Here is a 24,795-nt window from a genome sequence, read left to right on the forward strand (position 1 = left end):
CGGAGCGGCGCGTCACATGTTGGCGCGCCGCCTCTGTCATGAGGGGATGATATCCATGATCATGATGCCGAGGCGCGCTATGCGACGCCTGTTGCTCTCTCTCGGTGCGACGCTTGCGAGCGCCTGGGCCGTGCCGGTGTCGGCCGGCCCGCTCACCTACGAGCAGGCACTGAGGCTCGCTGCCGCCAATGCGCCAAGCCTCAAGGCGCGCGCGGCGGCGACAGCTGGCGCCCGCTCCTCGGCGGTCGCGGCCGATCGCCTGCCCGATCCGACGCTCGACCTGGGCCTGCAGAACTTCCCGGTGAGCGGCCCCAATGCCGGCAGCTTCACGCGCGACGATTTCACCATGGCGACGATCGGGTTCAGCCAGGCCTTCCCCAATCTCGCCAAGCGCCATGCACGCGCCGCGCGCGCCGCGGCCGATATCGGTGTCGCCGAGGCGGGCGAGCTGGTCGAAGGCCGCAACGTGCGGCTCGAGACCGCGCTCGCATGGATCGATCTCTATTATGGCGAACGCCGGCTCCGGCAGCTCGACCTGCTCGATGCCAGTCTCGACGACCTGCAGAAGACCGTGACCGCACGCCTGGCGTCGGGCAGCGCGCGCCCGAGCCAGGCGCTCGAGCCCGACCAGCTCCGCGCCGCCATCGCCGATCGCCGCGCCGAGATGGCTGCGGTGGTGGCGCAGGCGCGGGCCCGGCTCGCGCGCTATACCGGCGACCCCGACCCGCAGGCGACGGGCGACCCGCCGATGCTCGATGTCGATCCGATCCGGCTGCGGGCCGGGATCGATGCGCTTCCCGCCCTGCGCGCGCAGGACGCGCGGATCGCAGTCGCCGAAGCGGACGTGCGTCTCGCGCGCGCCGACAAGCGCCCCGACTGGAAGGTCGGCGTCACCTATGGCCGGCGCGATCCCATGTACGGCGACATGGCCTCGGTCGGCGTGTCGATCGACCTGCCGCTGTTCGCCGGCAAGCGCCAGAACCCCAGGATCGCTGCAAGCGAGAGCCTTGCGCAAGGGGGTCGGTTCGACCGCGAGGCGATCCGCCGCGAGCTGGTGGCGCAGCTCGACGCCGATCTCGCAGACCATGCCATGCATCTCTCCCGGTTGCGCAATGCCCGCGAGACGCTGGTGCCACTCGCCAGGCACCGCGCCGAGCTCGACCGCGACAGCTATGGCGCCGGCAAGCTCGACCTTGGCGCCGCGCTGCTCACGACGCTCGGGCTCGCGGAGGCCGAGGTCGAGGCGCTCAACCGCGAAGCCGACGTCGCGCGCGACGCGGTCCGCATCACTATCACCTATGGGGAGGAGCGGCCATGACGCTCGATAAATCCGCGCTGCGCTGGGGCGCATCGATCCTGGCTGTCGCGCTGCTGGCCGGCGGCACAGGCTATTGGGCTGGCCATCGCCAGGCACCGCAATCGGAGGCGACCACGCCCGCCGGGGCAGGCAAAGTCCTTTACTGGTACGATCCGATGTTCCCCAACCAGAAGTTCGACAAGCCCGGCAAGTCGCCCTTCATGGATATGCAGCTCGTGCCGCGATACGCGGACGGAGGAAGCGCCGGCGCGGCCCCCACGGTCGCCGTCGATCCCGCCGCGCGGCAGAGCCTGGGATTGCGGGTCGTCGCGGCGAAGATGGGCAGCCTTGCCTCGGCCCTCGAGGTCACCGGCACGATCGACTTCAACCAGCGCGACGTCGCCGTCATCCAGGCGCGTTCGGGCGGGTTCGTGAGCCGCGTCTATGCGCGAGCGCCCGGGGACGTGGTCCGCGCCGGCGCGCCGATCGCGGACCTGCTCCTGCCCGAATGGGGCGGCGCGCAGACCGAATATCTGAGCGTCAGGCGGCTCGGCAAGCCCGATCTCACCGCGGCCGCGCGCCAGCGGCTGCGGCTGATGGGCATGTCCGACGGCCTCATCGCCAGCGTCGAGCGGAGCGGTCGGCCGAACGGCGTGGTGACCATCACGACGCCGATCTCGGGCACGATCCAGACGCTCGACGCCCGTGCCGGCGTGACGCTCGCCATGGGCCAGACGCTCGCCCAGGTAAGCGGGCTCGGCACCGTCTGGCTCAATGCCGCGGTGCCCGAAGCGCGCGCGGGCGATGTCCGGGTCGGCCAGAATGCCAGCGCCACGCTGGCGAGCTTCCCCGGCGAGCGCTTCGCCGGCCGGGTGATCGCGATCCTGCCGACGACGCAGGCCGACAGCCGCACGCTCACCGTGCGGATCGAGCTGCCCAACCGGGACGGGCGGTTACGGCCGGGCATGTTCGCCAGCGTCGTGCTTGGCGGCGATGCCAAGCCGGCGCTGCTGGTGCCGAGCGAGGCGGTGATCCGCACGGGCAAGCGCACGCTCGTCATGCTCGCCGCAGGCGACGGGCGCTATCATCCCGCCGAGGTCCGCATCGGCCGCGAGGCGGGCGGTGAAACCGAGATCCTTGCCGGCCTGTCGCCCGGCGAGAAAGTCGTCGCCTCGGGGCAGTTCCTGATCGACTCCGAGGCGAGCCTGTCGGGAATCGAGGCGCGGCCGATCGGCGGCGGTGCGGCATCGGCGACCATCGCCGCGCCGAGGTCGAAAGCCACGCTGTACGAGACGACGGGCAAGATCGAGCGGCTCACGGCCAATGCGGTGACGCTCAGCCACGAACCGGTCCCCGCGCTCGACTGGCCCGCGATGACGATGACCTTCGCGCTCGCCGATCCGGGCATCGCGCGCGGCTTCAAGGCGGGCGACCGGGTTCGGTTCGGGTTCGACCGGCCCCCGGCGGGACCGACGCTGCGGCGTATGGCGAAGGTGGCGGGCCGATGATCGCCCATCTCATCCGCTGGTCGGTCAAGAACCGCTTCTTCGTTCTGATCGGCATGCTGGCGCTGGTCGGCGCGGGCCTCTGGGCGGTACGATCCACCCCGATCGACGCCCTCCCCGATCTGTCCGACGTGCAGGTCGTCATTCGTACCAGCTACCCGGGTCAGGCGCCGCAGATCGTCGAAAACCAGGTCACCTATCCGCTCACCACCACCATGCTGTCGGTGCCAGGCGCCAAGACGGTGCGCGGCTATTCCTTCTTCGGCGACAGCTTCGTCTATGTGATCTTCGAGGACGGCACCGATCTCTATTGGGCGCGCAGCCGCGTGCTCGAATATCTGAACCAGGTGCAGGGGCGCCTGCCGGCGAGCGCGCGCAGCGCGCTCGGGCCCGACGCGACCGGGGTTGGCTGGGTCTATGAATATGCGCTGGTCGACCGCACCGGCCGGCATGACCTGTCGCAGCTGCGCGGTCTGCAGGACTGGTTCCTGCGCTATGAGCTCAAGACCGTGACCGGCGTCGCCGAGGTCGCCAGCATCGGCGGCATGGTCAAGCAGTATCAGATACTGCTCGATCCGGTGAAGCTCGCGGCCTACGGGGTGACCCACGCCCAGGCGGTCGAGGCGATCCGGCAGGCCAATCAAGAAGCGGGCGGGTCGGTGCTCGAGCTGGCCGAAGCCGAATATATGGTGCGCGCCTCAGGCTATCTGAAGACGCTCGACGATTTCCGCGCGATCCCGCTGAAGACGGCGGCCGGCGGCGTGCCGATCCGCCTCGGCGACGTCGCCACGATCCAGATCGGCCCCGAGATGCGGCGCGGCATCGCCGAGCTGAACGGTGAAGGCGAGGTCGCAGGCGGGGTCGTGATCCTGCGCTCGGGCAAGAATGCGCGGGAGACGATCGCGGCGGTCAAGGACAAGCTCGCGGACCTCAAGAGGAGCCTGCCGCCGGGCGTCGAGGTGGTGACGGTCTATGACCGCTCGCAGCTGATCGACCGTGCTGTCGAGAACCTCACCCACAAGCTGGTCGAGGAGTTCGTCGTCGTGGCCCTGGTCTGTGCGCTCTTCCTCTGGCATGTCCGCTCGGCGCTCGTCGCGATCCTCACCCTTCCCTTGGGCGTGCTCGCCGCCTTCGTCGTGATGCGCTACCAGGGCGTCAACGCCAACATCATGTCGCTCGGCGGCATCGCCATCGCGATCGGTGCCATGGTCGATGCGGCCGTGGTCATGATCGAGAACGCCCACAAGAAGATCGAGCGCTGGGAGCAGGACCATCCGGGCACGCATCTCGACGGCGAGACGCGCTGGATCCTCGTCACCGAGGCGGCGGCCGAGGTCGGGCCGGCGCTGTTCTTCAGCCTGCTGATCATCACGCTGTCGTTCATCCCGGTGTTTACACTGGAGGCGCAGGAGGGCCGGCTGTTCGCGCCGCTCGCCTTCACCAAGACCTATGCGATGGCCGCCGCCGCGATCCTGTCGGTGACATTGGTGCCGATCCTGATGGGCTGGCTGATCCGGGGGCGGATCCCGCCTGAGCAGGCCAATCCGGTCAATCGCTGGCTGACCGATCTCTACCGGCCTGCGATCGACTGGACGATGAAGCGGCCCAAGACCGTGCTGCTGATCGCGGCTTTGGTGTTCGCGACCACGGCCTGGCCGCTCAGCCGGCTCGGCGGCGAATTCATGCCCAACCTCGACGAGGGCGACCTGCTCTACATGCCCTCGGCCCTGCCCGGTCTCTCGGCCGCCAAGGCGAGCGAACTGCTCCAGCAGACCGACCGGCTGATCAGGACGGTGCCCGAGGTCGAAAGCGTGTTCGGCAAGGCGGGGCGTGCCGAGACCGCGACCGACCCCGCCCCGCTCGAGATGTTCGAGACGACGATCCAGTTCAAGCCCCGCGACCAGTGGCGACCAGGCATGACGCCCGAGAAGCTGATCGACGAGCTCGATCGCCGGGTGAGGCTTCCGGGGCTCGCCAATATCTGGGTGCCGCCGATCCGCAACCGCATCGACATGCTCGCGACGGGCATCAAGAGCCCGATCGGGGTCAAGGTGTCGGGCAGTGATCTCGCCGAGCTCGACCGCATCGCCCATGATGTCGAGACCGTGGCCAGGACCGTGCCGGGCGTCAGCTCGGCGCTCGCCGAGCGGCTGACCGGCGGACGCTATGTCGATGTCGACATCGACCGCGCCGCCGCTGCGCGGTTCGGACTCAACATCGCCGACGTGCAGGCCATCGTCTCGGGCGCGATCGGCGGCGAGACGATCGGCGAGACGGTCGAGGGCCTCGCCCGCTATCCGATCAGCGTGCGCTATCCGCGCGAATTGCGCGACAGCCTCGACGGGCTGCGGGGGCTACCGATCCTGACGCCCGCGGGCCAGCAGATCACCCTCGGCACGGTCGCCAATGTCACGATCGCCGAAGGGCCGCCGATGCTCAAGACCGAGAATGCCCGGCCCTCGACCTGGGTCTATGTCGATGTGCGCGGGCGCGATCTCGCCTCGGTGGTTGGCGATCTGCAACGCGCGGTGGCGAGACAGGTTCGGCTCTCGCCGGGGGTCAGCATCGCCTATTCGGGCCAGTTCGAATATCTCGAGCGCGCGGTCGACCGCTTGAAGCTGGTCGTGCCCGCGACGCTGCTGATCATCTTCGTGCTGCTCTACCTCATCTTCGGCCGCTTAGACGAGGCTGCGCTGATCATGGGCACGCTGCCGTTCGCGCTGACCGGCGGCATCTGGACGCTCTATCTGCTGGGGTTCAACCAGTCGGTTGCCACCGGGGTCGGGTTCATCGCGCTCGCCGGCGTCTCCGCCGAGTTCGGGGTGGTGATGCTGATCTATCTCAAGAATGCGCTGGCCGAGCGCACGGCTAATCCGGACGCCGCCGAGGTGAAGGCCGCGGTGCGCGAAGGCGCGCTGCTGCGCGTCCGGCCCAAGGCGATGACGGTCGCGGTGATCCTCGCCGGCCTGCTGCCGATCCTGCTGGGATCGGGCGCGGGCTCGGAGGTGATGAGCCGGATCGCGGCGCCGATGATCGGCGGCATGCTGAGCGCGCCGCTGCTGTCGATGTTCGTCCTGCCCGCCGCCTATCTGCTGCTGCGCCGGCCGAAGACCGACCCCATCCATCAACCCGCTTCATCATGAAGGAGACGATTATGAGACATGCACGACTGACCCTCGCCCTCGGCCTTGCCGTCCTGACCGCCGCGTGCGGCAAGAAGGGCGAGACCCCGGTTACAACCGAAACCAACCAGGCGGCGCCTGCCGCGACCATGAGCGGCGACATGGGCAACATGTCGATGGCGCCTGACGCGAACGCCGCAATCAAGGCCAAGGGCCATGGCACCGTCACCGCGATCGACAAGACGGCGGGCACGATCACGCTCAACCACGGCCCGATCCCCGAAGCCAAGTGGCCGGCGATGACGATGGCGTTCAAGGCGGCGCCCGCGATCACCGATGCGGTCAAGGTCGGCGACAAGGTCGATTTCGACCTCTCGCTCAAGGGCAGCGATGGCGAGGTCACCGCGATCACAAAGCAATGATCCGCTAAGTTCGACCAAAAGAAGCTGGTTGCGTCGCCGCTCCGGGGCGGCGACGCCCCTGCCGGCCGTCTGCCTGGCCGTGCGCCCGGTCTACGGATGCGATCGGCAACGCCCAACGCCAGCCGCGTTTCCCTGCGCGATCACAGGCAGTTTGAGCAAGCTTCGCGGATCGCACATTGAACGTGCAAGCCGCCCTTGCCCGCGATAGCCTGAGCGGCAAGGAGCCAGTTCAGGATGACCGAGCCAGTATGACCTTGTTACCCACGACACATCATGATCTCTTGAGCGAGCTTGTCCGTCGTTGGCGAGACGATCCGGGCGCCACCTATCGCTCCTGGTTTCTTTGGGACGAACGCCTGAAAAACTTCCGCTCCATCCGTCGGGGGCTGCAGCAGGTGGTCGTGGAAATCGAAAGTGGGCGGTTCGGCGTCGCCTATCGCGGCTCGTCACTGGAAACGGTTGTCCACTCGATCGCCGAACAGCGGCAGATCTTCAAGGGCGCCGACCATGCCTGGCTGTGGAAGCCCAAGCTGCGCATTCCCGACATTTACGAAAGCCCGGACAATCAGCGGGCGTTCGGTCGCCTGCTCGACAATTGCTCGTGCTGCGATACCGCCGAGGAGATCATCAGCCACATCCGCAGCATAGACGCGCTCAAGATCAAGGGGCTGGGGCCGGCGGCGGCCAACCTGCTCTATTTCCTTCACCCGACGCTGGTGCCGCCCTTCAATACCGCGATCGTCAAGGGCTACAATGCCGTCACCGGCGCCAAGGTGAAGCTCGGGTCATGGGATCATTTTCTCGCCATGCGCGCCGGCATCCTCGACCTCAACGACCGTTACCGCGAGTTGCTCTCCAACGATCTCGGCGCGATCGGCGGACTGTTGTTCGACATTGGCTCGGGCCGCTATCCCGCGCCACCGCTGGAGGATGACGCAACGGCGGCCGACGACTGGCTCGGCAGATTGGAACATGCCAGAGCGGAGGCAAGCCGGCTCGACAAGACAGCCGCCGCGCAGGGCGAAACCGATCGCACGCACGCCGAAATCCAGGCCTGGCTGCGCGACCTCGGCCATGCCCTCGGTTACGATGTGTGGATCGCCGCCAATGACCGCGGTCGACTTCACGCTGGCTGCCCGCTTGGACAGGGATGCCTCGAGCGCCTTCCAGACGCCATTGCGACCTCTCCCGGAGCGGACTCGATCCGCCTCATCGACGTGTTGTGGCTGGCGAAGGGTGGCGACGGCGTCGCCGCCGCGTTCGAGGTTGAACATTCGACCTCGATCTACTCGGGGATCGTGCGCATGCTCGATCTGGCGCTGTCGGGGAGCGATCTGCACGCTGCCGCCGGGCTATTCCTGGTCGCACCGAATGCGCGCGAGCAGGACGTTCGCGCGCAACTCCGTCGCCCGGCTTTCAGCCGTATTGCCGATCTCGACTTCGCCTATCTGCCCTATGGCGAGCTGGAGAGAAACAGGGACGCGATCGCTCGTTTTGGAACGGGATTGAAGGCCATCAAGGCGATCTCAAGCCCCCTTCCCTGAAAGGGGGCGTTTGCGGGAGGGGGCGGAATCCTACGCCAAGCTCGCCCAGATAGCCGGCGCGAGATCTTACTTGTTGCTGCCTTCTACGGTCGCGCCAGAAAGGCGACGGCTCAGTTCTATCCGGCGATGGCTACGCATTTTGAAGGTGTCTGGCCCAACGCGCCGATACTCAATGAAGCCGAGAGAACGCCAAAATCGCTCTGCCGCTTCATTCGCTTCCAGCACGGCCAACCGAATCTCTGTGGCACCTCTCGCAGCGGCCCAGCTTTCGACCGTCGAGTAAATTGAGCGTCCGACGCCACGACCACGCTGTGCGGCATCTACGATCATGAAGCCGAGATACCATGTGCCATCACGCGGATAATCGCGGAGGATGGCCGCGATTGCATATAGGCCGCCAGGCCCCTTCCATCCCAGGACAGCTTGATTGTGGGCGCTCTTTTCGGGCGGCACATCGGAGAAAAGCTCGCGAGCATCGTCCAGCGTGGGCGCGGCCCCGTCCTGCAACAGGAAATAGTCGCTGCAACGGTTGTACAGGTCTGCAACGTCTGCGGCGTCCGCTTGGGTAAGTTTGATCGGGGCTCCCGTCATCATCATCGCGTTTTGGCAGCAAGCACGCGCTGACCGTAATCCCGGAGTTCCCCGTTGGGACCGACATAGCGGTAGAGAGTGACGCGCTCGATCCCGAGTTCCTTGCAGAGGTCGGAAACGGACGTGTCGCGTTGGGCCATAGCAGCCTGAGCGAGCCGCACCTGGGCCTTGGAGAGGGCGAACTTGCGGCCACCCTTGCGTCCCCGCGCGCGGGCAGCGGCCAGGCCAGCCATGGTGCGCTCGCGGATCATATCCCGCTCAAACTCCGCCAGTGTGGCAAAAATGCCGAACACCATCCGGCCCGATGGCGTCGTGGTGTCGATCTGCGCGCCCTTGCCGGTGAGCACCCGCAGACCGATACCGCGATCCGACAGATTCTGCACCGTGCTGACCAGGTGGGTGAGCGTTCGGCCGAGCCGGTCGAGCTTCCAAACGATGAGGACATCGCCGTCGCGCAACGATTTCAGGCAGGCGGCAAGACCGGGGCGATCATCACGGCTACCGGATGCACGATCATCATAGATATTGCCTGGCTCGACACCGGCAGCGCGAAGGGCATCGTGCTGCAGGTCGAGCGACTGCGAGCCGTCGGCTTTGGACACGCGGGCGTAGCCGATCAGCATGGATCACAAACGAAGGTTTGAGGCGGTGACGAACATGAGCACATAAGATTGGGCTATTGTGTATCTTAACCAGCATCTCAATCAAGCTATCTCAAACCGTAGCTCGGAAAGAATAAGGAGCATGTATGCCGCGTCGCGTGACCCTGACCGATCGACAGCGCGAGGCGCTGCTTCACTTGCCGGTCGATCAAGGTGAGCTGCTGCGGCACTATACCCTCAGCGATGAGGATCTCGGGCATATCCGCCAGCGCCGGCGCGCCCACAATCGTTTTGGCTTCGCGCTGCAACTGTGCGTCCTGCGCTACCCGGGCCGGGTGCTCGCTCCTGGCGAGTTGATCCCGGCGCAGGTATCGGATTTCATCGCGGCCCAGCTCGGCCTGACCAGCGACGATCTACTCCTCTATGCCGCGCGCGAGGAGACCCGGCACGAGCATCTGGCGGACCTTCGCCGAATCTACGGCTATCGCTCCTTTTCGGGGCGGGGCGCACGGGATTTGCGCGAATGGATCGCTCGGGAAGCCGAGGCGGCGACATCGAATGAGGATCTTGCCCGTCGCTTCGTTGCGGAGTGTCGCCGCACCCGCACGATCCTTCCCGGCTCCTCGACGATCGAGCGCCTTTGCGCCGATGCGCTGGTTGAGGCCGAGCGCCGGATCGAGGATCTTATCGCCCATCGCATCACGCCAACCCTGAGCGAGAATTTGGCTCACCTGTTGGAGGATACGGTGGATGGTCGCGTCACGCGCTTCGTATGGCTGCGACAGTTCGAGGTTGGCGCAAATTCAGCAGCCGCTAACCGGCTGATGGATCGACTGGAATATCTTCAAAGGTTCGATCTTCCGGCGGATTTGCTGGACGGCGTGCCGGCGCATCGTGTGACCCGGCTTCGCCGGCAGGGCGAGCGCTATTACGCCGACGGCATGCGTGATCTGCCCGAAGACAGGCGGCTTGCGATCCTCGCTGTCTGCACCCTGGAATGGCGGTCATCGCTGGCCGATGTCATCGTGGAGACCCACGATCGCATCGTAGGCCGTCTCTATCGGGCCTCCGAACGCCTTTGCAACACCAGGATCGCCGACGAAAAGGCGGCCGTTCGGGACACGCTGAAGTCCTTTGCCGAAATCGGTGGTGCTTTGCTTGGAGCGCAGGACGATGGCACGGCCCTGGACGGGATAATCGCCACCGGGCCTGGCTGGGAACGGTTCAGAACCCTTGTCGCCACGGCCTCCGCGCTGACCAACGTGCTCGCGGCCGACCCGCTCAGCCGTGTGCTGGACGGCTATCACCGTTTCCGCCTCTACGCGCCCAGGATGCTGCGCCTGCTCGACATGCAGGCGGCGCCGATCGCCACGCCTCTTCTGGCGGCCGTTGCGATGCTGCGTAACGGGATCAAGGTCGATCCGCCGGTGGATTTTCTACGTCCCAACTCGAAATGGCATCGTCATCTTCGCGCTGAGCCCAGCGGCGACCACCGGCTTTGGGAAATCGCGGTGCTGTTCCACATCCGCGACGCCTTCCGGTCCGGTGACATATGGTTGGCGGGATCGCGCCGCTATGGCGACCTCAAGCAGCTTCTGGTCCCGCCACAGGCGATAGAGCAGACCGCGCGGCTCGCCGAGCCGCTGCGACCCGGCGAATGGCTGGCCGAGCGCAGGGCTCGACTGGATACACGGCTGAAGGAGTTTGGCCGCGCGGCGCGAACCGGCACGATCCCAGGCGGCATCATCGAGAACGGCAAGCTGCACATCGACAAGCTGAGGGCCGACACGCCCGAAGGGCCGAGGATCTCGTGCTCGATCTCTATCAACAGCTCCCGCCCGCGAGGATCACCGATCTGTTGCTGGAAGTCGATGAGCGAACCGGATTTTCCGAGGCGTTCACGCATCTGCGCACCGGCGCGCCCTGCAGCGACCGGATCGGCCTGATGAACGTGTTGCTGGCGGAAGGCGTCAATCTCGGTTTGCGCAAGATGGCGGCGGCGACCAACACGCACAGCTTCTGGGAATTGCTGCGGATCGCGCGCTGGCATGTCGAAGGCAGCGCCTATGATCGGGCGCTCGCCATGATCGTGGAGGCCCACGCCGCCCTGCCCATGGCCGCCTTCTGGGGACAAGGGCAATCGGCATCCAGCGACGGGCAGTTCTTCCTTGCTAACGAGCAGGGCGAGGCGATGAATCTGATCAACGCGAAATATGGCAACGTCCCGGGCCTCAAGGGATACAGCCATGTGTCCGATCAATATGCGCCGTTCGCAACCCAGGTGATCCCGGCAACGGTCAGCGAGGCTCCCTATATCCTGGACGGGCTGCTCATGAATGACGCGGGCCGCCGCGTTCGCCAGCATTTTGCCGACACGGGCGGCTTCACCGATCATGTGTTCGCCGCCTGCGCCTTGCTGGCGTCACCTCAAGCTTTGTACGCTGAACAACGATTTTCCGGACATAATGTGAACATTGGTGTCAGGCAGCGGCGCGAAGGTACTGGTAGAGGGTTTCGCGGCTGATGCCCATGTCGCGCGCGATGGTCGCCTTGCGTTCACCGGCGGCAACGCGGCGGTGCAGATCGGCAATCATCTCATCCGAGAGCGACCGTTTCCGCCCCCGATAGGCGCCGCGCTGCCGAGCGATCGCAATGCCTTCGCGTTGCCGTTCGCGGATCAGGGCGCGCTCGAACTCAGCAAACGCACCCATGACCGAGAGCATCAGATTGGCCATCGGGGAGTCCTCCCCCGAGAAGGACAGGCTTTCCTTCTCAAACTCGATCCGGATACCTCGCTTGGTGAGGCCCTGGACCAGCTTGCGCAGGTCATCCAGATTGCGGGCCAACCGATCCATGCTGTGGACGACGACGGTATCGCCTTCGCGGGCGAAAGTGAGCAGAGCCTCAAGCTGGGGGCGGTTGACGTCCTTGCCCGATGCCTTGTCGGTGAAGGTCCGATCGAGCGACTGACCTTCCAATTGGCGATCCACATTCTGATCGAACGTGCTGACCCGGACATAGCCGATCCGTTGCCCCTTCACTGCGCACTCTCTCCATCAAAATGTCAGGTTGAAATCTATGATACGCAACGACATTCGTCAACAAATTCCGTTTAGTACCCTAATCTGACAGAAACCGCGGTAGCGCCCTGACGTCCGGTTAGGCTATACTCCAAGCTGACATCACAAAATCAAATCCCTCAAAGATGGCGTCAATTGCCTTGATGGGGTAAAAACTGGAGTGCTTCCAGGATGGGACATTCGGCAACGTCATCTCCAGTGCATCTGGCTAACGTGGTCGCCAGCGTCACCTCTATCTTCTGCAAATCTGCAATGCGGCGGCGGACATCTTCAAGGTGGAGTTCGGTTCTCGCCATAACCTCCGCGCAGGTTTGTGCACCGGTATCGGTGAGCGACAACAATGACCGTATCTCATCCATTGCATAGCCAAGGTCGCGCGCGCGCAGGATGAACTGCAACCTTTGCACCAGTTCCGGCGAATAGACGCGGTAGCCGTTGGAACTGCGAGGCGGCCCCGGCAGCAATCCCACCTTCTCGTAATAGCGGATGGTTTCGAGATTGCAGCCTGTTTTCCGGGCAAGCTGGGCACGCAAGATGCCGACCTGTTGCTCCATGAAAATACCTCTTGAGTCTGTAGTGGCTACAGAGCCTACACTGCGAATCACTCAGTTGGAACAAGGGATTCAAGCCATGGTCTCAACGCCGGAAGCGGGACAGCCAGCCCTCACCGAAAACCACGAGCCGAAGCAGGCAAACTGGGTTGCGGCGGGCGCATTGATCGGCGCGGGGCTCGCCTCGGCTTGCTGCGTCGTCCCGCTACTGTTGGTTATGCTCGGAATTTCCGGCGCGTGGATCGCCAACCTGACGGCGCTCGAACCTTACAAGCCCTATGTCGCAGGCGTAACGCTCGCGCTGCTCGGCTACGGCTTCTGGCATGTCTATTTCAAGCCGAAACCGCCCTGTGAAGACGGTTCCTACTGCGCTCGTCCACAATCGGCTTGGACCACCAAGGCGGTGCTGTGGCTGGGCCTTGCCGTCGCCATCCTGGCGCTCACCATCGACTGGTGGGCACCCTGGTTCTATTGAAAGGAAATACCCATGAAAAAGACAGTATGTATCGCTATGGCCGTGCTGGCTATGGCTGGCGGCGGGGTCGCCTATGCAGTTAGTGGCACGGCGCAAGATCGCCCCGCGGCTACCGCAACCGCTCAGAAGCAAACCACCTTTGCCATAGAGAACATGACCTGCGCCACCTGCCCGATCACCGTGAAGAAGGCGATGGAAGGCGTCGCCGGGGTAACGGCGGTCACGGTCGATTTCGCAGCCAAGACCGCGCGCGCAACCTATAACCCGCGCCGCACCAATGCTGCTGCGATTGCCGCTGCATCAACCAACGCGGGTTATCCGGCGCGCGCTATTCAAAACTGAGCGGGGCGCCGCCAGCGCCTCAAGAAAGCGATAAGCAATGAACGACTGTTGCAACCGCCCCGGGCAGGAAGGATTTGACGTGGCCGTCATCGGCGCGGGTTCTGCCGGGTTCTCCGCCGCGATCGCCGCTGCCGATCTGGGCGCGAAAGTGGCGCTCGTCGGTCACGGCACGATTGGCGGCACCTGTGTCAATGTTGGCTGCGTTCCTTCCAAGACGCTGATCCGCGCCGCCGAAGCGGTGCATGGTGGGCTTGCCGCCGCGCGCTTTCCCGGCCTTGGGGGCGCTGTCCAGATGGATGACTGGTCCGTATTGGCGGCGTCGAAGGACGATCTTGTCACGACGCTGCGCCAAAAAAAATATGTCGATCTGCTGCCCGCCTATGACGGTGTGAGCTATATCGAGGGCAAGGCACGCTTTGCCGATGGTGCGCTGATTGTCGGCGATGCGCCCATGAAGGTCGGCAAGGTCATATTGGTGATGGGTGCGCACGCCGCCGTGCCGCCGATTCCGGGGATGGACAGCGTGCCCTACCTAACCAGCACATCGGCGCTGGCGCTGGATCGCTTGCCCAAATCGCTGCTGGTGATCGGTGGCGGGGTGATCGGGGTAGAACTGGGACAGATGTTTTCGCGTCTGGGCGTTGATGTCACCATCTGCTGCCGAAGCCGCCTGCTCCCCGAAATGGACCCGGAAGTGAGTGCCGCGCTGAAAAACTATTTGGAAGCCGAGGGCGTGCGGGTTTGCGCAGGTGTCGGCTATCAGCGTATCGCCCAAACACAGAGCGGGGTCGAATTGACCTGCGAGGGGCATTGTGACACCGTCGCGGCGGAACAGGTGCTCATCGCCACCGGACGCCGACCCAATAGCGACGGGCTTGGGCTGGAGGAGCGCGGCATAGTGCTTGCCCGTAATGGTGGAATCGTCGTCGATGACCACCTCGAAACGTCGGTTCCAGGCATTTACGCGGCGGGCGATGTAACGGGACGGGACCAGTTCGTCTACATGGCCGCCTATGGCGCAAAACTGGCCGCGCGCAACGCGGTGACGGGCAACCAATACCGCTACGACAATTCCTCCATGCCATCCGTCGTCTTCACCGACCCGCAAGTCGCCAGCGCCGGCCTCACTGAAACGACAGCACGGGCGCAAGGCCTGGACATCAAGGTTTCGCTGCTCCCGCTCGATGCTGTGCCAAGGGCACTGGCAGCACGCGATACGCGGGGTCTCATCAAACTGATTGCCGACAAGGCGAACGACCGTTTGCTGGGCGGCCAGATCATGGCACCCGAAGGCGCGGATTCGATCCAGACACTGGTGCTGGCGATCAAACACGGCATGACCACCCTGGAATTGGGTGCAACGATATTTCCTTACCTGACCACTGTGGAAGGCCTCAAACTGGCGGCCCAAACGTTTGATAAGGATGTCGCCAAACTGTCTTGCTGCGCCGGGTGATTGCTCGGGGATCAACCGGCAACGAATGGCCTCCCTCCAGTGCAAGCCGCTTTGGTGTCAATTTTGTTATTCGCCTCAGCGGGAGAGCAAAATGGCACGACGCCGACTTCTGACCGGAGACGAGCGCCGGCGCCTGTTCGATCCTCCTGTCCAAGAAACCGCGATCATTGGGCATTATACCCTTTCTGCGGAAGATGTTGAATTGGTTGGGCGCCGCTATGGTCCAGCAAATCGCCTCGGTCTGGCTGCACAAATCGCTTTGATGCGACATCCCGGCTTTGGTCTGCAACCCGAGATCGGGCTTCCCGACGTCATTCTTCAGTACCTCGCGGCACAGTTATTCGTCGATCCTTCCTCCTTCTCTGCATATGGTCAGCGCGCGCAAACCCGTACCGATCATGCCGATCTCGTGGCGCGTTATCTTGGCATACGCCCGTTTCGACGCGGCGACCTGGCACTTGCCCTGAATCTTGCCGCGCAAGCCGCCGAGTATACAGACAGAGGTGAACCGATTGTTCGCGCCCTCATGGTTGGCCTGAAGGGTGAGCGGTTCATTCTTCCGTCAGGCGACACACTGGAACGCGCCGGTCTTGCTGGCCGGGCACGCGCACGCAAAGCTGCCGCAGCCGCAATCGTCGAAGGCCTCAGCTCTGCTGAACTGACACGGCTAGACGAACTCGTAATCAACAACCCGGATTTCGGCATGACACCGCTGGCGTGGTTGCGTAATTTCGAAGAAGCCCCGACTGCGGCCAATATCAATGGCTTGCTTGAGCGCCTGCGCTATGTTCGCGGCATAGGTATCCACCCGGTAGTTGGGGGCGCCATTCCGGAATTCCGCTTTGCCCAATTTGTCCGCGAGGGCGGCGTGGCACCGGCATTCCTGCTTTCGGATTACAGCGTCAATCGCAGGCGGGCGACGTTGACGGCCGCAGTGATCGACCTTGAGGCCAGACTTGCCGATGCCGCGATCCAAATGTTTGACCGACTTATCGGCGGCATGTTCACGCGCGCGCGGCGTGGGCGCGAGCGTCGCTACCAAGATAGTATTCAGTCGGTGGGGCAACTCATGCGGCTGTTTGGCGCCACGATTACAGCACTTGATGAGGCTGTCCAGAATGGCGGCGATCCGCTCGAATTGATTGACGAAGCGGTGGGCTGGCACCGGCTTGTTGCGGCAAAGGCCCAAGTAGATGCCCTTGCTGATCTTGCCGGCGAGGACGCACTGGTAACGGCAACCGAGCGTTACGCCACGCTACGGCGTTTCAGCCCGGCATTTCTGGACGCCTTCACCTTCAAGGCGTCTGGAACAGGGACGGCACTGATCAAAGCCATCGATGTCATTCGCGATGCGAACACACGAAAGTCGCGCGACCTTCCCGATGGCGTTCCACTGCCATTCCCCAATCGGCAGTGGAAGCGTCTCATCACCGAAAGCGGCCGTATCGACCGCCGACGTTATGAAATTGCGATCATGGCAACCTTGCGTGATCGTTTGCGCGCCGGTGATGTATGGATCGAGGGAACCCGCAACTATCAGCGCTTCGATGCCTATTTGCTGGGTCGGCGCGACGCCGCCAAAGTGGCGGATGTGCTTCCGTTCGATTCAAATGCTGCATCCTACCTCGCTGACCGGGCACGAAATCTTGACTGGCGGCTGCGCCGATTTGCCAAGCAGTTGAAAACAAACAAGCTTGAGGGAGTGTCGCTCGAACGAGACCGGCTCAAGCTTCAGCAAATGCCGCCTGTCACCCCACCGGAAGCTGAAGCCCTCGATCGCAAGCTCGATACCCTGCTTCCCCGCGTGCGCATCACCGAGCTGCTGCTTGAAGTCGCCGAACGCACTGGTTTTTTGAACGCATTCCGTGACCTGCGCTCAGGCAAGGAGCACGACAACCCCAGCACGGTACTCGCCGCAATTCTGGCTGATGGCACCAACCTCGGGCTGGAGCGGATGGCCAATGCCAGCGAAGGCGTCAGCTATGCCCAACTCGCATGGACCCACAACTGGTATCTTTCACCCGAGAACTATCAGGCCGCGCTGGCCATGATCATCTCAGCCCATCACGAATTACCCTTCGCGCGGCATTGGGGCGCTGGCACCAGTTCGTCGTCCGATGGCCAGTTCTTCCGGTCGGGGCGGAGCCGTTCAGGGGCGGCGGACGTCAATGCCAAATATGGCGCCGAACCTGGCGTGAAAATCTATTCTCACCTTTCCGATCACTTCGCATCATTCGGATCACGGATCATGTCCGCGACGGCAGGTGAAGCGCCTTACGTGCTCGACGGGCTTGTCCTGGGCGCCGGCAACCTTCCGTTGCATGAGCACTATACCGATACCGGCGGCGCCACCGATCATGTTTTCGCACTCTGCCACCTACTCGGGTTCCGCTTCGCGCCACGGCTGCGCGATATTGGCGACCGCAAGCTGGGTTCGATCGCTGCGCCATCGACATACAAGGGCATCGAAAATCTGATGGGCCGCACCATCAAAACGGCAGCGATCGAGGCCGATTGGGATGACATCGTCAGGATTGTCGCCTCAATCAAGGATGGCACGGTGGCGCCGTCAGTAATCTTGCGAAAACTTGCCGCCTACAAACGCCAGAACAGGCTGGATTTTGCATTGGCTGAACTGGGCCGTATCGAGCGCACTTTGTTCACGCTCGATTGGCTTGAACAACCGGAACTGCGACGTGCCTGTCAGGCCGGTCTCAACAAAGGCGAGGCGAGGCACACGCTTGCCGCCGCCATCTATACCAACCGGCAGGGTCGGTTCACCGATCGCTCGCTGGAAAATCAGGAATTTCGCGCATCTGGGCTGAACCTGCTGATTGCGGCGATTTCCTACTGGAACACGGTCTATCTCGACCGGGCCGCCCAGCACCTCAACGCTGTCGGCACGACGTTCGATGCGGCACTGCTTGCGCACCTTTCTCCGATGGGCTGGGCGCACATCAGTCTGACCGGCGATTACCTCTGGGAGCAGGCCAGGCGACTTCCAGCAGGTGAATTCCACCCACTCAACGAGCCAATGGCGCGGTTGAAGCGTGTAGCGTAGCCCATGTTCCGCTTATGTCCGAGAAATCGTTGTCTGGCGAACAAACCTTGAGGTGACGCCTTGCTCGGCTACAGGTTCGCCCCCCGTATCCGCGATCTCCCTCAGAAAAGACTCTATGCCTTCACGCCCAACGCGACGCCGGCCAATGTGCGAGCGCTGGTCGGAGGTAAGATCAATGAACCGCTCATCGAGCGCAACTGGCCCGACATCCTGCGCATCATGGCGACGATCGCAGCGGGGATCGTCGCCCCCAGCCAGATTCTTCGCAAGCTCGCCTCTTACCCGCGCCAGAATGAGCTGGCCCTCGCATTGCGAGAGGTGGGCCGCATCGAGCGAACCCTGTTCATGATCGACTGGATTCTTGATGCCGGCCTCCAGCGCCAGGCTCAGATCGGCCTCAACAAGGGTGAGGCCCACCACGCCCTAAAGCGCGCCATCAGCTTCCACCGCCGAGGTGAAATCCGGGATCGATCCGGCGAAGGCCAGCACTATCGCATCGCCGGAATGAACCTGCTCGCCGCCATCATCATATTCTGGAACACCATGAAGCTCGGCGAGGTCGTCAATACCCGGGCCGCCAGCGGTACCCATATCGCGCCTGATCTACTCGCCCACGTCTCGCCGTTGGGATAGGAACACATCAATCTAACCGGGGAATATCGCTGGCCCAAATCCTTAGCGTAGGATTCCGCCCCCTCCCGCAAACGCCCCCTACGATTGAGAAGCGCGGCGGAATCTCTTAGATTGATCGCTGGAGGCTTTGTTCGCGGAGACGCGCACATTGCCTTCTTTTCGTTTTAGGAAGCGCTGCCCTAAGCGACAGAAGCCAGAGCTTTGACAATGCGGCATTCCGCGATGGAGCCGACCATGTATCTTGATCCTATCGGTGCAGACACGCGATGATGGCGGTCACGACGGCGGTGGTTTCCGCGACGTCGCGCACCCTCACTGTGTCGAGGCCGATTTCAGCAGCGGGATAGTCATTCCCACCGGGGAATATCGCATCCCCAATGAACAGCATCCCGTCGAGCGGGACACCGCTCTCGGCACTCAGGCGCTTCAGGCCATAGCCCTTGTCGATCCCTGCTCTGGTCACGTCGATCGATGTCGTGCCACCGAGATTGATCGAGAGCTCCGGCAGCTTCGCGCGCAACGTGGCCTGCAACGCGGTCCTCTTCTTTCGGTCAGGATCCCACGCTTCCTTTTCCTTCAGCGGCGCTGCCTGCCCCAGGCCCGAAAAGGTGATCTGGCTGCCCCGGTCCTCGATCCGTTCGCCCCAGATACGTTCGTCGGCGAGACCGGCATCGGTCAGCGCCTGATCGAAGGCCGTGCGGATCTTCGCCTTCTCCGCGTCGTCGAACAGTTCGGCATAGACCGCGCGCCAAGCGCCATTGATGAACCGATAGAGTTTCGTGCCTGTGGTCGGCATCAACCAGAGACGGTCGAGCGCGACGCCGGCAGGAAGGCGCGAGGCGATCTGCTTTTCGAACTGCGGCCAGTCCCCGCCCGAGATCACCGCCACATCCGTGATGGCGAGCAATCGGGCGAGGATTGCGGCCATATCCTCCGATAACGGCCGCTTGCTCTCGGCAAGCGTGCCGTCGAGGTCGAAGGCGATCAGCCACTTCATGCCGCCTTCCCTGCCGGATCGCGGTAGGCGAGCAGCCTGAGCGCATTGATGACGACGAGCAGCGTCGATCCCTCATGAACCGCCACCGCTGGCCCAATGCCGAGGCCGAGGATGGTAGCAGGCACCAGGAAGGCGACGACACCCAGGCTGACGAAGACGTTCTGCCGGATGATTCCACGGGTATGGCGGCTAAGACCGACTGCGAATGGCAGGTGCGCCAGATCGTCGGCCATCAGCGCCACGTCGGCTGTCTCCAGCGCAACGTCCGACCCCGCCGCGCCCATCGCGATGCCGACCGTGGCGCTTGCCATCGCCGGCGCATCGTTCACGCCGTCGCCCACCATCGCGACCTTGTCTTCGCCGGCGAGCTTCTTGATCGCGGCAACCTTGTCTTCGGGCATGAGGTCGCCCCACGCTTCGTCGATCCCGACTTCGTCGGCGATCGCTTCGGCGACTTTCTGGTGATCGCCGGAGATCATTATCATCCGCGACACGCCCATCTCGTGCAGCCGACGCAACGCGGTCTTGGCAGCTTCGCGAGGCGTGTCCATCAGGCCGATCGCGCCCAGGTCGCGGTCCCCCTTGCGGACCACCATTGTCGTGCGGCCGTTCTCGCGCAGCTTCGCGATTGCGTCCTGCGCGCCCTGCCCCAGCGCCGGAATGCCCTCACTTCCGAACATCTCGGCCTTGCCGATCCACACCGTCTCGCCATCCACGCTCGCGGTGACGCCCCGACCGGTCAGGCTCTTGAGGTCGCCGGCAGTCGGCACGGCACGATCGTTCAGACGTTCGCGGCCGTCCTTGACGATCGCTTGGGCCAGGGGATGGTCGCTCAACGCTTCGACGGCGACAGCCAGCGCCAGCAACTCGCCTTCATCGGCGCCATCGACGGGCACGACATCAGTGATGCGCGGACGACCTTCGGTCAGCGTGCCCGTCTTGTCGAAAGCGATCGCTTTGAGCGACCCGAGGTTTTCGAGCGGTGCACCGCCCTTCACGAGCACGCCGCCCCGCGCTGCACGGGCAACGCCCGACAGGACCGCGCTCGGCGTTGCGATCGCGAGCGCGCACGGGCTTGCCGCCACCAGCACCGCCATCGCGCGATAGAAGCTGTCGCGGAACGGCTCGTCGACGACCACCCATGCGAACAGCAGGAGCACTGACAGGACCAGGACGGCGGGCACGAAGATCCGTTCGAACCGGTCGGTGAAGCGCTGCGTCGGCGACTTCTGCGTCTCCGCTTCGCTCACCATCTTCACGACCTTGGCAAGCGCGCTTTCATTGGAACGGCGTGTCACCTCGATCTCGATCGCGCCGCCGCCGTTGATCGTACCAGCAAAAACCCGGCTTTCCGCGTCGACTGCATCGGGCTTGGCGCGTGCCGCTGCGGCATCTGCGACCGGCACCTTGTCGACCGGGATGCTTTCACCCGTGACCGGGGCCTGGTTGATCGCGCTGGTGCCCTTGATGACGAAGCCGTCGGCAGGCAGGCGCTCGTTCGGGCGGACGATGGCAATGTCCCCGACGACCATCTGCTCGACCGGGATTTCGCTGGTCTGCCCGCCGCGTCGCACGGTCGCGGTTTCGGGCGCGAGCTTCGCCAGCGCCTCGATCGCCTTCTTGGCGCGGCCCATTGCATAATGCTCAAGCGCATGGCCGAGGCTGAACAGGAACAGCAGCAGCGCACCTTCGGCCCATGCGCCCAGCGCAGCGGCGCCGGCCGCAGCGACCAACATCAGCGTGTCGATCTCGAACTTCTTCATCCGGAGGTTGTCGATCGCCTCGCGCAGCGTGAAGAATCCGCCGAAGAAATAGGCTGCGATATAGCAGGCGGTCGGCAGCCATTCGGGCGCGCCAGCGACCAGCCTCTCGATCGCGTAGCCGATCCCCAGCAGCGCGCCACAGGCGAGCGCGAAGATCAGCTCGGTATTGGGGCCGAGAAATTCGGCGTGGCTATGGTCGTGGCCATCGCCGGGGCCGTGCTTCTCTTCGCCCGCGCCGTGGCCCCCGGGGCCGTGGTCGTGGCCGGCATGTTCATCGGCAGCGACCCGCTTGCCCACCCTCACCTTCAGCTTGCGAAGCGCAGCGCGCACCTCCTCTTCGGTGGTTTCGCGGCGATCATATTCGACCCGGACAGACCCGCTGGTGCTGGCGCTTGCCTGGACCACGCCGGGCAAGGCGCACAGCGCATCGCTGACCGTGCGCGCCCGACGTTCGTGGTTGATCCCCGTCACCTGCCAGATCGCATGGCCGTAGCGCTCGGTGATTTCGGCACCTGCGGCGCGCACCATTTCGCGCAACCGTGGCAGCGGCAGCTTGGCGGCATCGAAATGGATGCACAGCGCCGCTGGCGTGTTGCCGTCGAGACAGATCACATGCGCCCGCTCGACACCTTCGCGCTTTGACAGGGTTGATACGAGACGGTCCAGGCAGGCATCGGCCGCGTCAGGAAGGTCCGGCAACAACACTGGAATGTCGAGTTCGAGCTTGTCGTTCATGACGACCTCCTTTCGCTTTTCTTGGTTTCGGCGCGCGCGTCGCGCAGGATTTCGACACCGCCCTTGATGGCGATGATGGCGGTGGCGAAGCCGACCAGCAGGTCCGGCCAATTGGTACCCAACCACAGCACCAGCACGCCGGCGATCAGGATGCCGCCGTTGGAAATGAAGTCGTTGAAGCTGAAGGTGGTTGCGGCCCGGAGATTGACGTCCGGATCCTTGAGGCGCTGGAGCAGCCGCAGGCAGAGGTAATTCACGACGCCGGCGATCGCGGACATGACCATCATGGTAGGTCCGATGGGCTCGCTGCCCTGCACGTAGCGCCGTCCGACATCGATCAAGATGCCGCCCGCGAAGATCAGCAGCATGACGCCCGAAGCGACCGCGGCGCGTGTCTTCCATGTCTGGCCCCGGGTGAGCGCCACAAGGCTCAGCGCATACACAGCCGTATCGGACAGGTTGTCGACGCCGTTGGCGATCAGCGCGCTCGAGTCCGCGAAGAAGCCGGAAACGAAGAAGCCCGCAGCGATCGCCGCGTTCAGCAGCAGGACGATCCACAGTGTGCGGCGCTCCTGCCCGCCATTGTTGTCGTTGCCCGGGATCATCCCATCATCTCCTCAAGTGTCAGCAGGGCCAGGAAGCCGACGAAAAACATCGAGCTGATGAGCGGGGTGTCGGGTTTCTCGTGCGCCTCGACCAGCAACTCCTCCGTGACGAGGTAGAGCAGCGCCATCAGCCCGAAGCTGAGGAAGCCGGCGATCATCACCGGCGACAGCGCGGCGACCGGCACGGCAGCGAGCGCGCCGATCGGCAGCAGCAGGGCCAATGCCGAGACGATCACGATGATGCGCAAGCGCGAGCGATAGGTTTCCGCCAGCTCGTCGGTCAGCGTCAGTCCCAGAAATAACACTTCCAGAGTGAGCGCGATCGTCAGCAGGAGACCTGCCTTCTCGCCCGCCACGAAAGCGAGGCCGAGCACCAGGCCGTCCACCAGAATGTCGATGCCGATCGCGGCGAGTAGCGCCATCGGCCCCTTGAAGCGGGCCTCAAGAGCCTTGAGCCCCAGCATGGTCGCGACGCCCGCCGCCCCGCCGATCAACGTCGCGCTGGGCGATGCCTCATGCTTGACCTGCGGCAGGATTTCGGTCGCTGCCGCCGCGAACACGACGCCGGCAGCGAGATGCTGTAGGCCCGCCACGAGGCCAGGTTTCAACTTGGTGCGGCTCGCGACAATCGCGCCGAGCACGACCGCCAGCACAGGCGCAAGCGTATAGAGCAGTGCCTGCATTTCCTAGGACTCCTCCGGGGTTCGGTGGCAGACGCGGATCTTCCCGCGTCGCGTGAACGCGATCGATCCGCCCGCCACGACAGCCCGCGAATGGTCGCCGCGAAACTCGTCACCGGTTCGCTGCGCGCGCAGGATCTCGGTCCTGCCCTTCGGCAGCCAGGTGACGGCCATTTTCAAGCCTTCATCGATGAAGTCGACATCGGCGCGTGTGCCGTCGTCGCAGTACATGATGCGCTGCGCGATTAGTTTCGACGTCAGATGCTTTTCATGCGCCGGCTCGGTAGGCTGGGTCGGCGCTGGATTACACGCCCCTATAACCGCCCCGGAGACGAGAACGACGCCGAGGCGCGCGATCGCCAGACCGGCCCGATTCAGGCCGCACAAGGTTGTCACATTTGAAATCGACGTGTCAGACATCGGTCTCTTCCGACGAAGCGCCCTGTGGCGTTCGAAGGCAGGGCAGTTCATCGCGTGCCTTCCTGCTCGCAGATCCGGGTACGGCCATCGCCTTCCACGATGGTGAGCTGCGACCCCTTGAAGGTCGCGGTGGCTGTTTCGCCGACATATTGCAGGCCCTGCGCTGGCGCGGTCAGCATCATCGGCGGTCCCCCGTTGGAGCGCCGCAAATCGATCTGCAGGCCGTTGTCCTTGTAATCGACGAACAGCGGTTCCCCGTCGGAACAGCGATATCTATGCCGCCCCATTTCCCCGGTCGTCACGGCGCTGTCGGACGAATGGATCTGCTGCTCCGTTGGCGGGGCTGGCGGCTTTCTTTCCGAGCACGCCGCGAGCCCGACAACGAGGATGACGGCGGGCAGCACCCGCTTACAGTGCATCATCATCGCGCCTTCCTCCTGTAGCGGAAGGGGACGCGCTGACGATTGATAGCCCGGGCAGGCTGACCTACCCGCCAGCGGAGATAGGTTGCGAGGCGATCGTCAGATTCGACCATCAGGGATCGCAGGCGGCGCAACATCATCGCCGCGAACGGCAGGGAGAGCGCCCCGCGCAGCGTGCAGCTATGCGTTAGCCTGGTGCCGCCATCGTCCCCCGCCAGCTCGTACCGCTCTTCGAGCGTGAACAGATAGGGGATGCCGCAGGACCAAGCGAAGGCGTGCGGTTTATCGAATCGATCAATCCGTGCTGGCGTCCGAATTGGCCGGGTGATGCCCTGGATCGCAAAGGTGCATTCTGTGTCGCCGAGCCGGGACGGATCATCGAGAAATACGAGCGGACTCCACGCCCGGCGATGATCCGGATCGGTGAGTGCCGACCAGATGCGCAGTGGCCCGCCGTGAAGCATCGAGCTGGTTATGGTGCGAGGCATATCC

20 protein-coding genes and 2 pseudogenes are annotated in these 24,795 nt (G+C 64.1%); 11 read left to right on the plus strand and 11 right to left on the minus strand.

The window, feature by feature from the left end; genetic code table 11:
- The first annotated feature begins 55 nt into the window (after positions 1-55).
- From FA702_RS21715 to FA702_RS21735, 5 genes are all read left to right on the plus strand, one after another.
- The gene (locus tag FA702_RS21715) at positions 56-1,318 is read left to right on the plus strand and encodes a TolC family protein (RefSeq protein WP_136958157.1); all 1,263 of its coding nucleotides are present in this window, start codon (positions 56-58) and stop codon (positions 1,316-1,318) included.
- Positions 1,315-2,805: an efflux RND transporter periplasmic adaptor subunit gene (locus FA702_RS21720; RefSeq protein WP_021243085.1), complete on the plus strand. Its 1,491-nt coding sequence runs from the start codon at positions 1,315-1,317 to the stop codon at positions 2,803-2,805. Before FA702_RS21715 ends, FA702_RS21720 begins: the two co-directional genes overlap by 4 nt.
- Positions 2,802-5,945, plus strand: a complete 3,144-nt coding sequence (locus FA702_RS21725; protein ID WP_136958158.1) for an efflux RND transporter permease subunit — start codon at positions 2,802-2,804, stop codon at positions 5,943-5,945. Before FA702_RS21720 ends, FA702_RS21725 begins: the two co-directional genes overlap by 4 nt.
- An 11-nt stretch (positions 5,946-5,956) precedes the next feature.
- Positions 5,957-6,346 (plus strand): copper-binding protein, encoded by a 390-nt coding sequence (locus FA702_RS21730; RefSeq protein ID WP_021245555.1) that lies wholly within the window; start codon positions 5,957-5,959, stop codon positions 6,344-6,346.
- 248 nt (positions 6,347-6,594) lie between these two features.
- The gene (locus FA702_RS21735; protein ID WP_021247421.1) at positions 6,595-7,890 is read left to right on the plus strand and encodes a hypothetical protein; all 1,296 of its coding nucleotides are present in this window, start codon (positions 6,595-6,597) and stop codon (positions 7,888-7,890) included.
- Positions 7,891-7,956: 66 nt separating this feature from the next.
- Here the strand turns inward: FA702_RS21735 and FA702_RS21740 are convergent, their stop codons facing one another.
- Positions 7,957-8,487 carry a GNAT family N-acetyltransferase gene (locus tag FA702_RS21740; RefSeq protein ID WP_007686150.1) on the minus strand — a complete coding sequence of 177 codons (531 nt, stop codon included), beginning with the start codon at positions 8,485-8,487 and terminating at the stop codon, positions 7,957-7,959.
- Positions 8,484-9,104: a recombinase family protein gene (locus FA702_RS21745; RefSeq protein ID WP_008832583.1), complete on the minus strand. Its 621-nt coding sequence runs from the start codon at positions 9,102-9,104 to the stop codon at positions 8,484-8,486. The genes FA702_RS21740 and FA702_RS21745 overlap by 4 nt, the downstream gene beginning before the upstream one ends.
- A 125-nt stretch (positions 9,105-9,229) precedes the next feature.
- On the opposite strand from FA702_RS21745, the pseudogene FA702_RS21750 reads away from it, so the two are divergent.
- Positions 9,230-11,502: pseudogene (locus tag FA702_RS21750) on the plus strand (Tn3 family transposase); the annotation flags it as partial.
- A 61-nt stretch (positions 11,503-11,563) separates the two neighbouring features.
- On the opposite strand, the gene FA702_RS21755 reads toward FA702_RS21750, so the two are convergent.
- Positions 11,564-12,124 (minus strand): recombinase family protein, encoded by a 561-nt coding sequence (locus tag FA702_RS21755; RefSeq protein WP_004213255.1) that lies wholly within the window; start codon positions 12,122-12,124, stop codon positions 11,564-11,566.
- A 170-nt stretch (positions 12,125-12,294) separates the two neighbouring features.
- Positions 12,295-12,717, minus strand: coding sequence for a helix-turn-helix domain-containing protein (locus FA702_RS21760; RefSeq protein ID WP_014072603.1), 423 nt, complete (start codon positions 12,715-12,717; stop codon positions 12,295-12,297).
- A 76-nt stretch (positions 12,718-12,793) separates the two neighbouring features.
- Here FA702_RS21760 and FA702_RS21765 point away from each other — a divergent pair, with 76 nt between their 5' ends.
- From FA702_RS21765 to FA702_RS21785, 5 genes and pseudogenes are all read left to right on the plus strand, one after another.
- Positions 12,794-13,189, plus strand: coding sequence for a mercuric transporter MerT family protein (locus tag FA702_RS21765; protein ID WP_014072602.1), 396 nt, complete (start codon positions 12,794-12,796; stop codon positions 13,187-13,189).
- 12 nt (positions 13,190-13,201) lie between these two features.
- Positions 13,202-13,531: a heavy-metal-associated domain-containing protein gene (locus FA702_RS21770; protein WP_004213249.1), complete on the plus strand. Its 330-nt coding sequence runs from the start codon at positions 13,202-13,204 to the stop codon at positions 13,529-13,531.
- Positions 13,532-13,568: 37 nt separating this feature from the next.
- Positions 13,569-14,987: a mercury(II) reductase gene (gene merA, locus FA702_RS21775; protein WP_046765853.1), complete on the plus strand. Its 1,419-nt coding sequence runs from the start codon at positions 13,569-13,571 to the stop codon at positions 14,985-14,987.
- A 91-nt stretch (positions 14,988-15,078) separates the two neighbouring features.
- Positions 15,079-18,048: a Tn3 family transposase gene (locus FA702_RS21780; RefSeq protein WP_014072601.1), complete on the plus strand. Its 2,970-nt coding sequence runs from the start codon at positions 15,079-15,081 to the stop codon at positions 18,046-18,048.
- A 57-nt stretch (positions 18,049-18,105) separates the two neighbouring features.
- Positions 18,106-18,681, plus strand: a pseudogene (locus FA702_RS21785) (Tn3 family transposase); the annotation flags it as partial.
- Between the two features lie 247 nt (positions 18,682-18,928).
- Here the strand turns inward: FA702_RS21785 and FA702_RS21790 are convergent.
- Genes FA702_RS21790 through FA702_RS21820 form a run of 7 tightly spaced genes read right to left on the minus strand, consistent with a single transcriptional unit; the run spans position 18,929 to position 24,791 of the window.
- Positions 18,929-19,678 carry an HAD-IIB family hydrolase gene (locus tag FA702_RS21790; protein ID WP_004212890.1) on the minus strand — a complete coding sequence of 250 codons (750 nt, stop codon included), beginning with the start codon at positions 19,676-19,678 and terminating at the stop codon, positions 18,929-18,931.
- Positions 19,675-22,176: a heavy metal translocating P-type ATPase gene (locus tag FA702_RS21795; protein ID WP_004212886.1), complete on the minus strand. Its 2,502-nt coding sequence runs from the start codon at positions 22,174-22,176 to the stop codon at positions 19,675-19,677. The genes FA702_RS21790 and FA702_RS21795 overlap by 4 nt, the downstream gene beginning before the upstream one ends.
- Positions 22,173-22,781, minus strand: a complete 609-nt coding sequence (locus tag FA702_RS21800; protein ID WP_004212885.1) for a cation transporter — start codon at positions 22,779-22,781, stop codon at positions 22,173-22,175. The genes FA702_RS21795 and FA702_RS21800 overlap by 4 nt, the downstream gene beginning before the upstream one ends.
- A complete protein-coding gene (locus FA702_RS21805) occupies positions 22,778-23,464 on the minus strand; it encodes a ZIP family metal transporter (RefSeq protein ID WP_004212882.1) in 687 nt (228 codons plus the stop codon). Before FA702_RS21805 ends, FA702_RS21800 begins: the two co-directional genes overlap by 4 nt.
- Before the next feature lie 3 nt (positions 23,465-23,467).
- Positions 23,468-23,881: a hypothetical protein gene (locus FA702_RS21810; RefSeq protein ID WP_017183574.1), complete on the minus strand. Its 414-nt coding sequence runs from the start codon at positions 23,879-23,881 to the stop codon at positions 23,468-23,470.
- 47 nt (positions 23,882-23,928) lie between these two features.
- Positions 23,929-24,306, minus strand: a complete 378-nt coding sequence (locus FA702_RS21815; RefSeq protein WP_021238674.1) for a hypothetical protein — start codon at positions 24,304-24,306, stop codon at positions 23,929-23,931.
- On the minus strand, positions 24,303-24,791 hold the full coding sequence (locus tag FA702_RS21820) for an SRPBCC domain-containing protein (protein WP_004212879.1): 489 nt from the start codon (positions 24,789-24,791) through the stop codon (positions 24,303-24,305). The genes FA702_RS21815 and FA702_RS21820 overlap by 4 nt, the downstream gene beginning before the upstream one ends.
- Positions 24,792-24,795: the final 4 nt, after the last annotated feature.

Source organism: Novosphingobium sp. EMRT-2, from assembly GCF_005145025.1.
In the GTDB taxonomy this organism is placed as follows: domain Bacteria; phylum Pseudomonadota; class Alphaproteobacteria; order Sphingomonadales; family Sphingomonadaceae; genus Novosphingobium.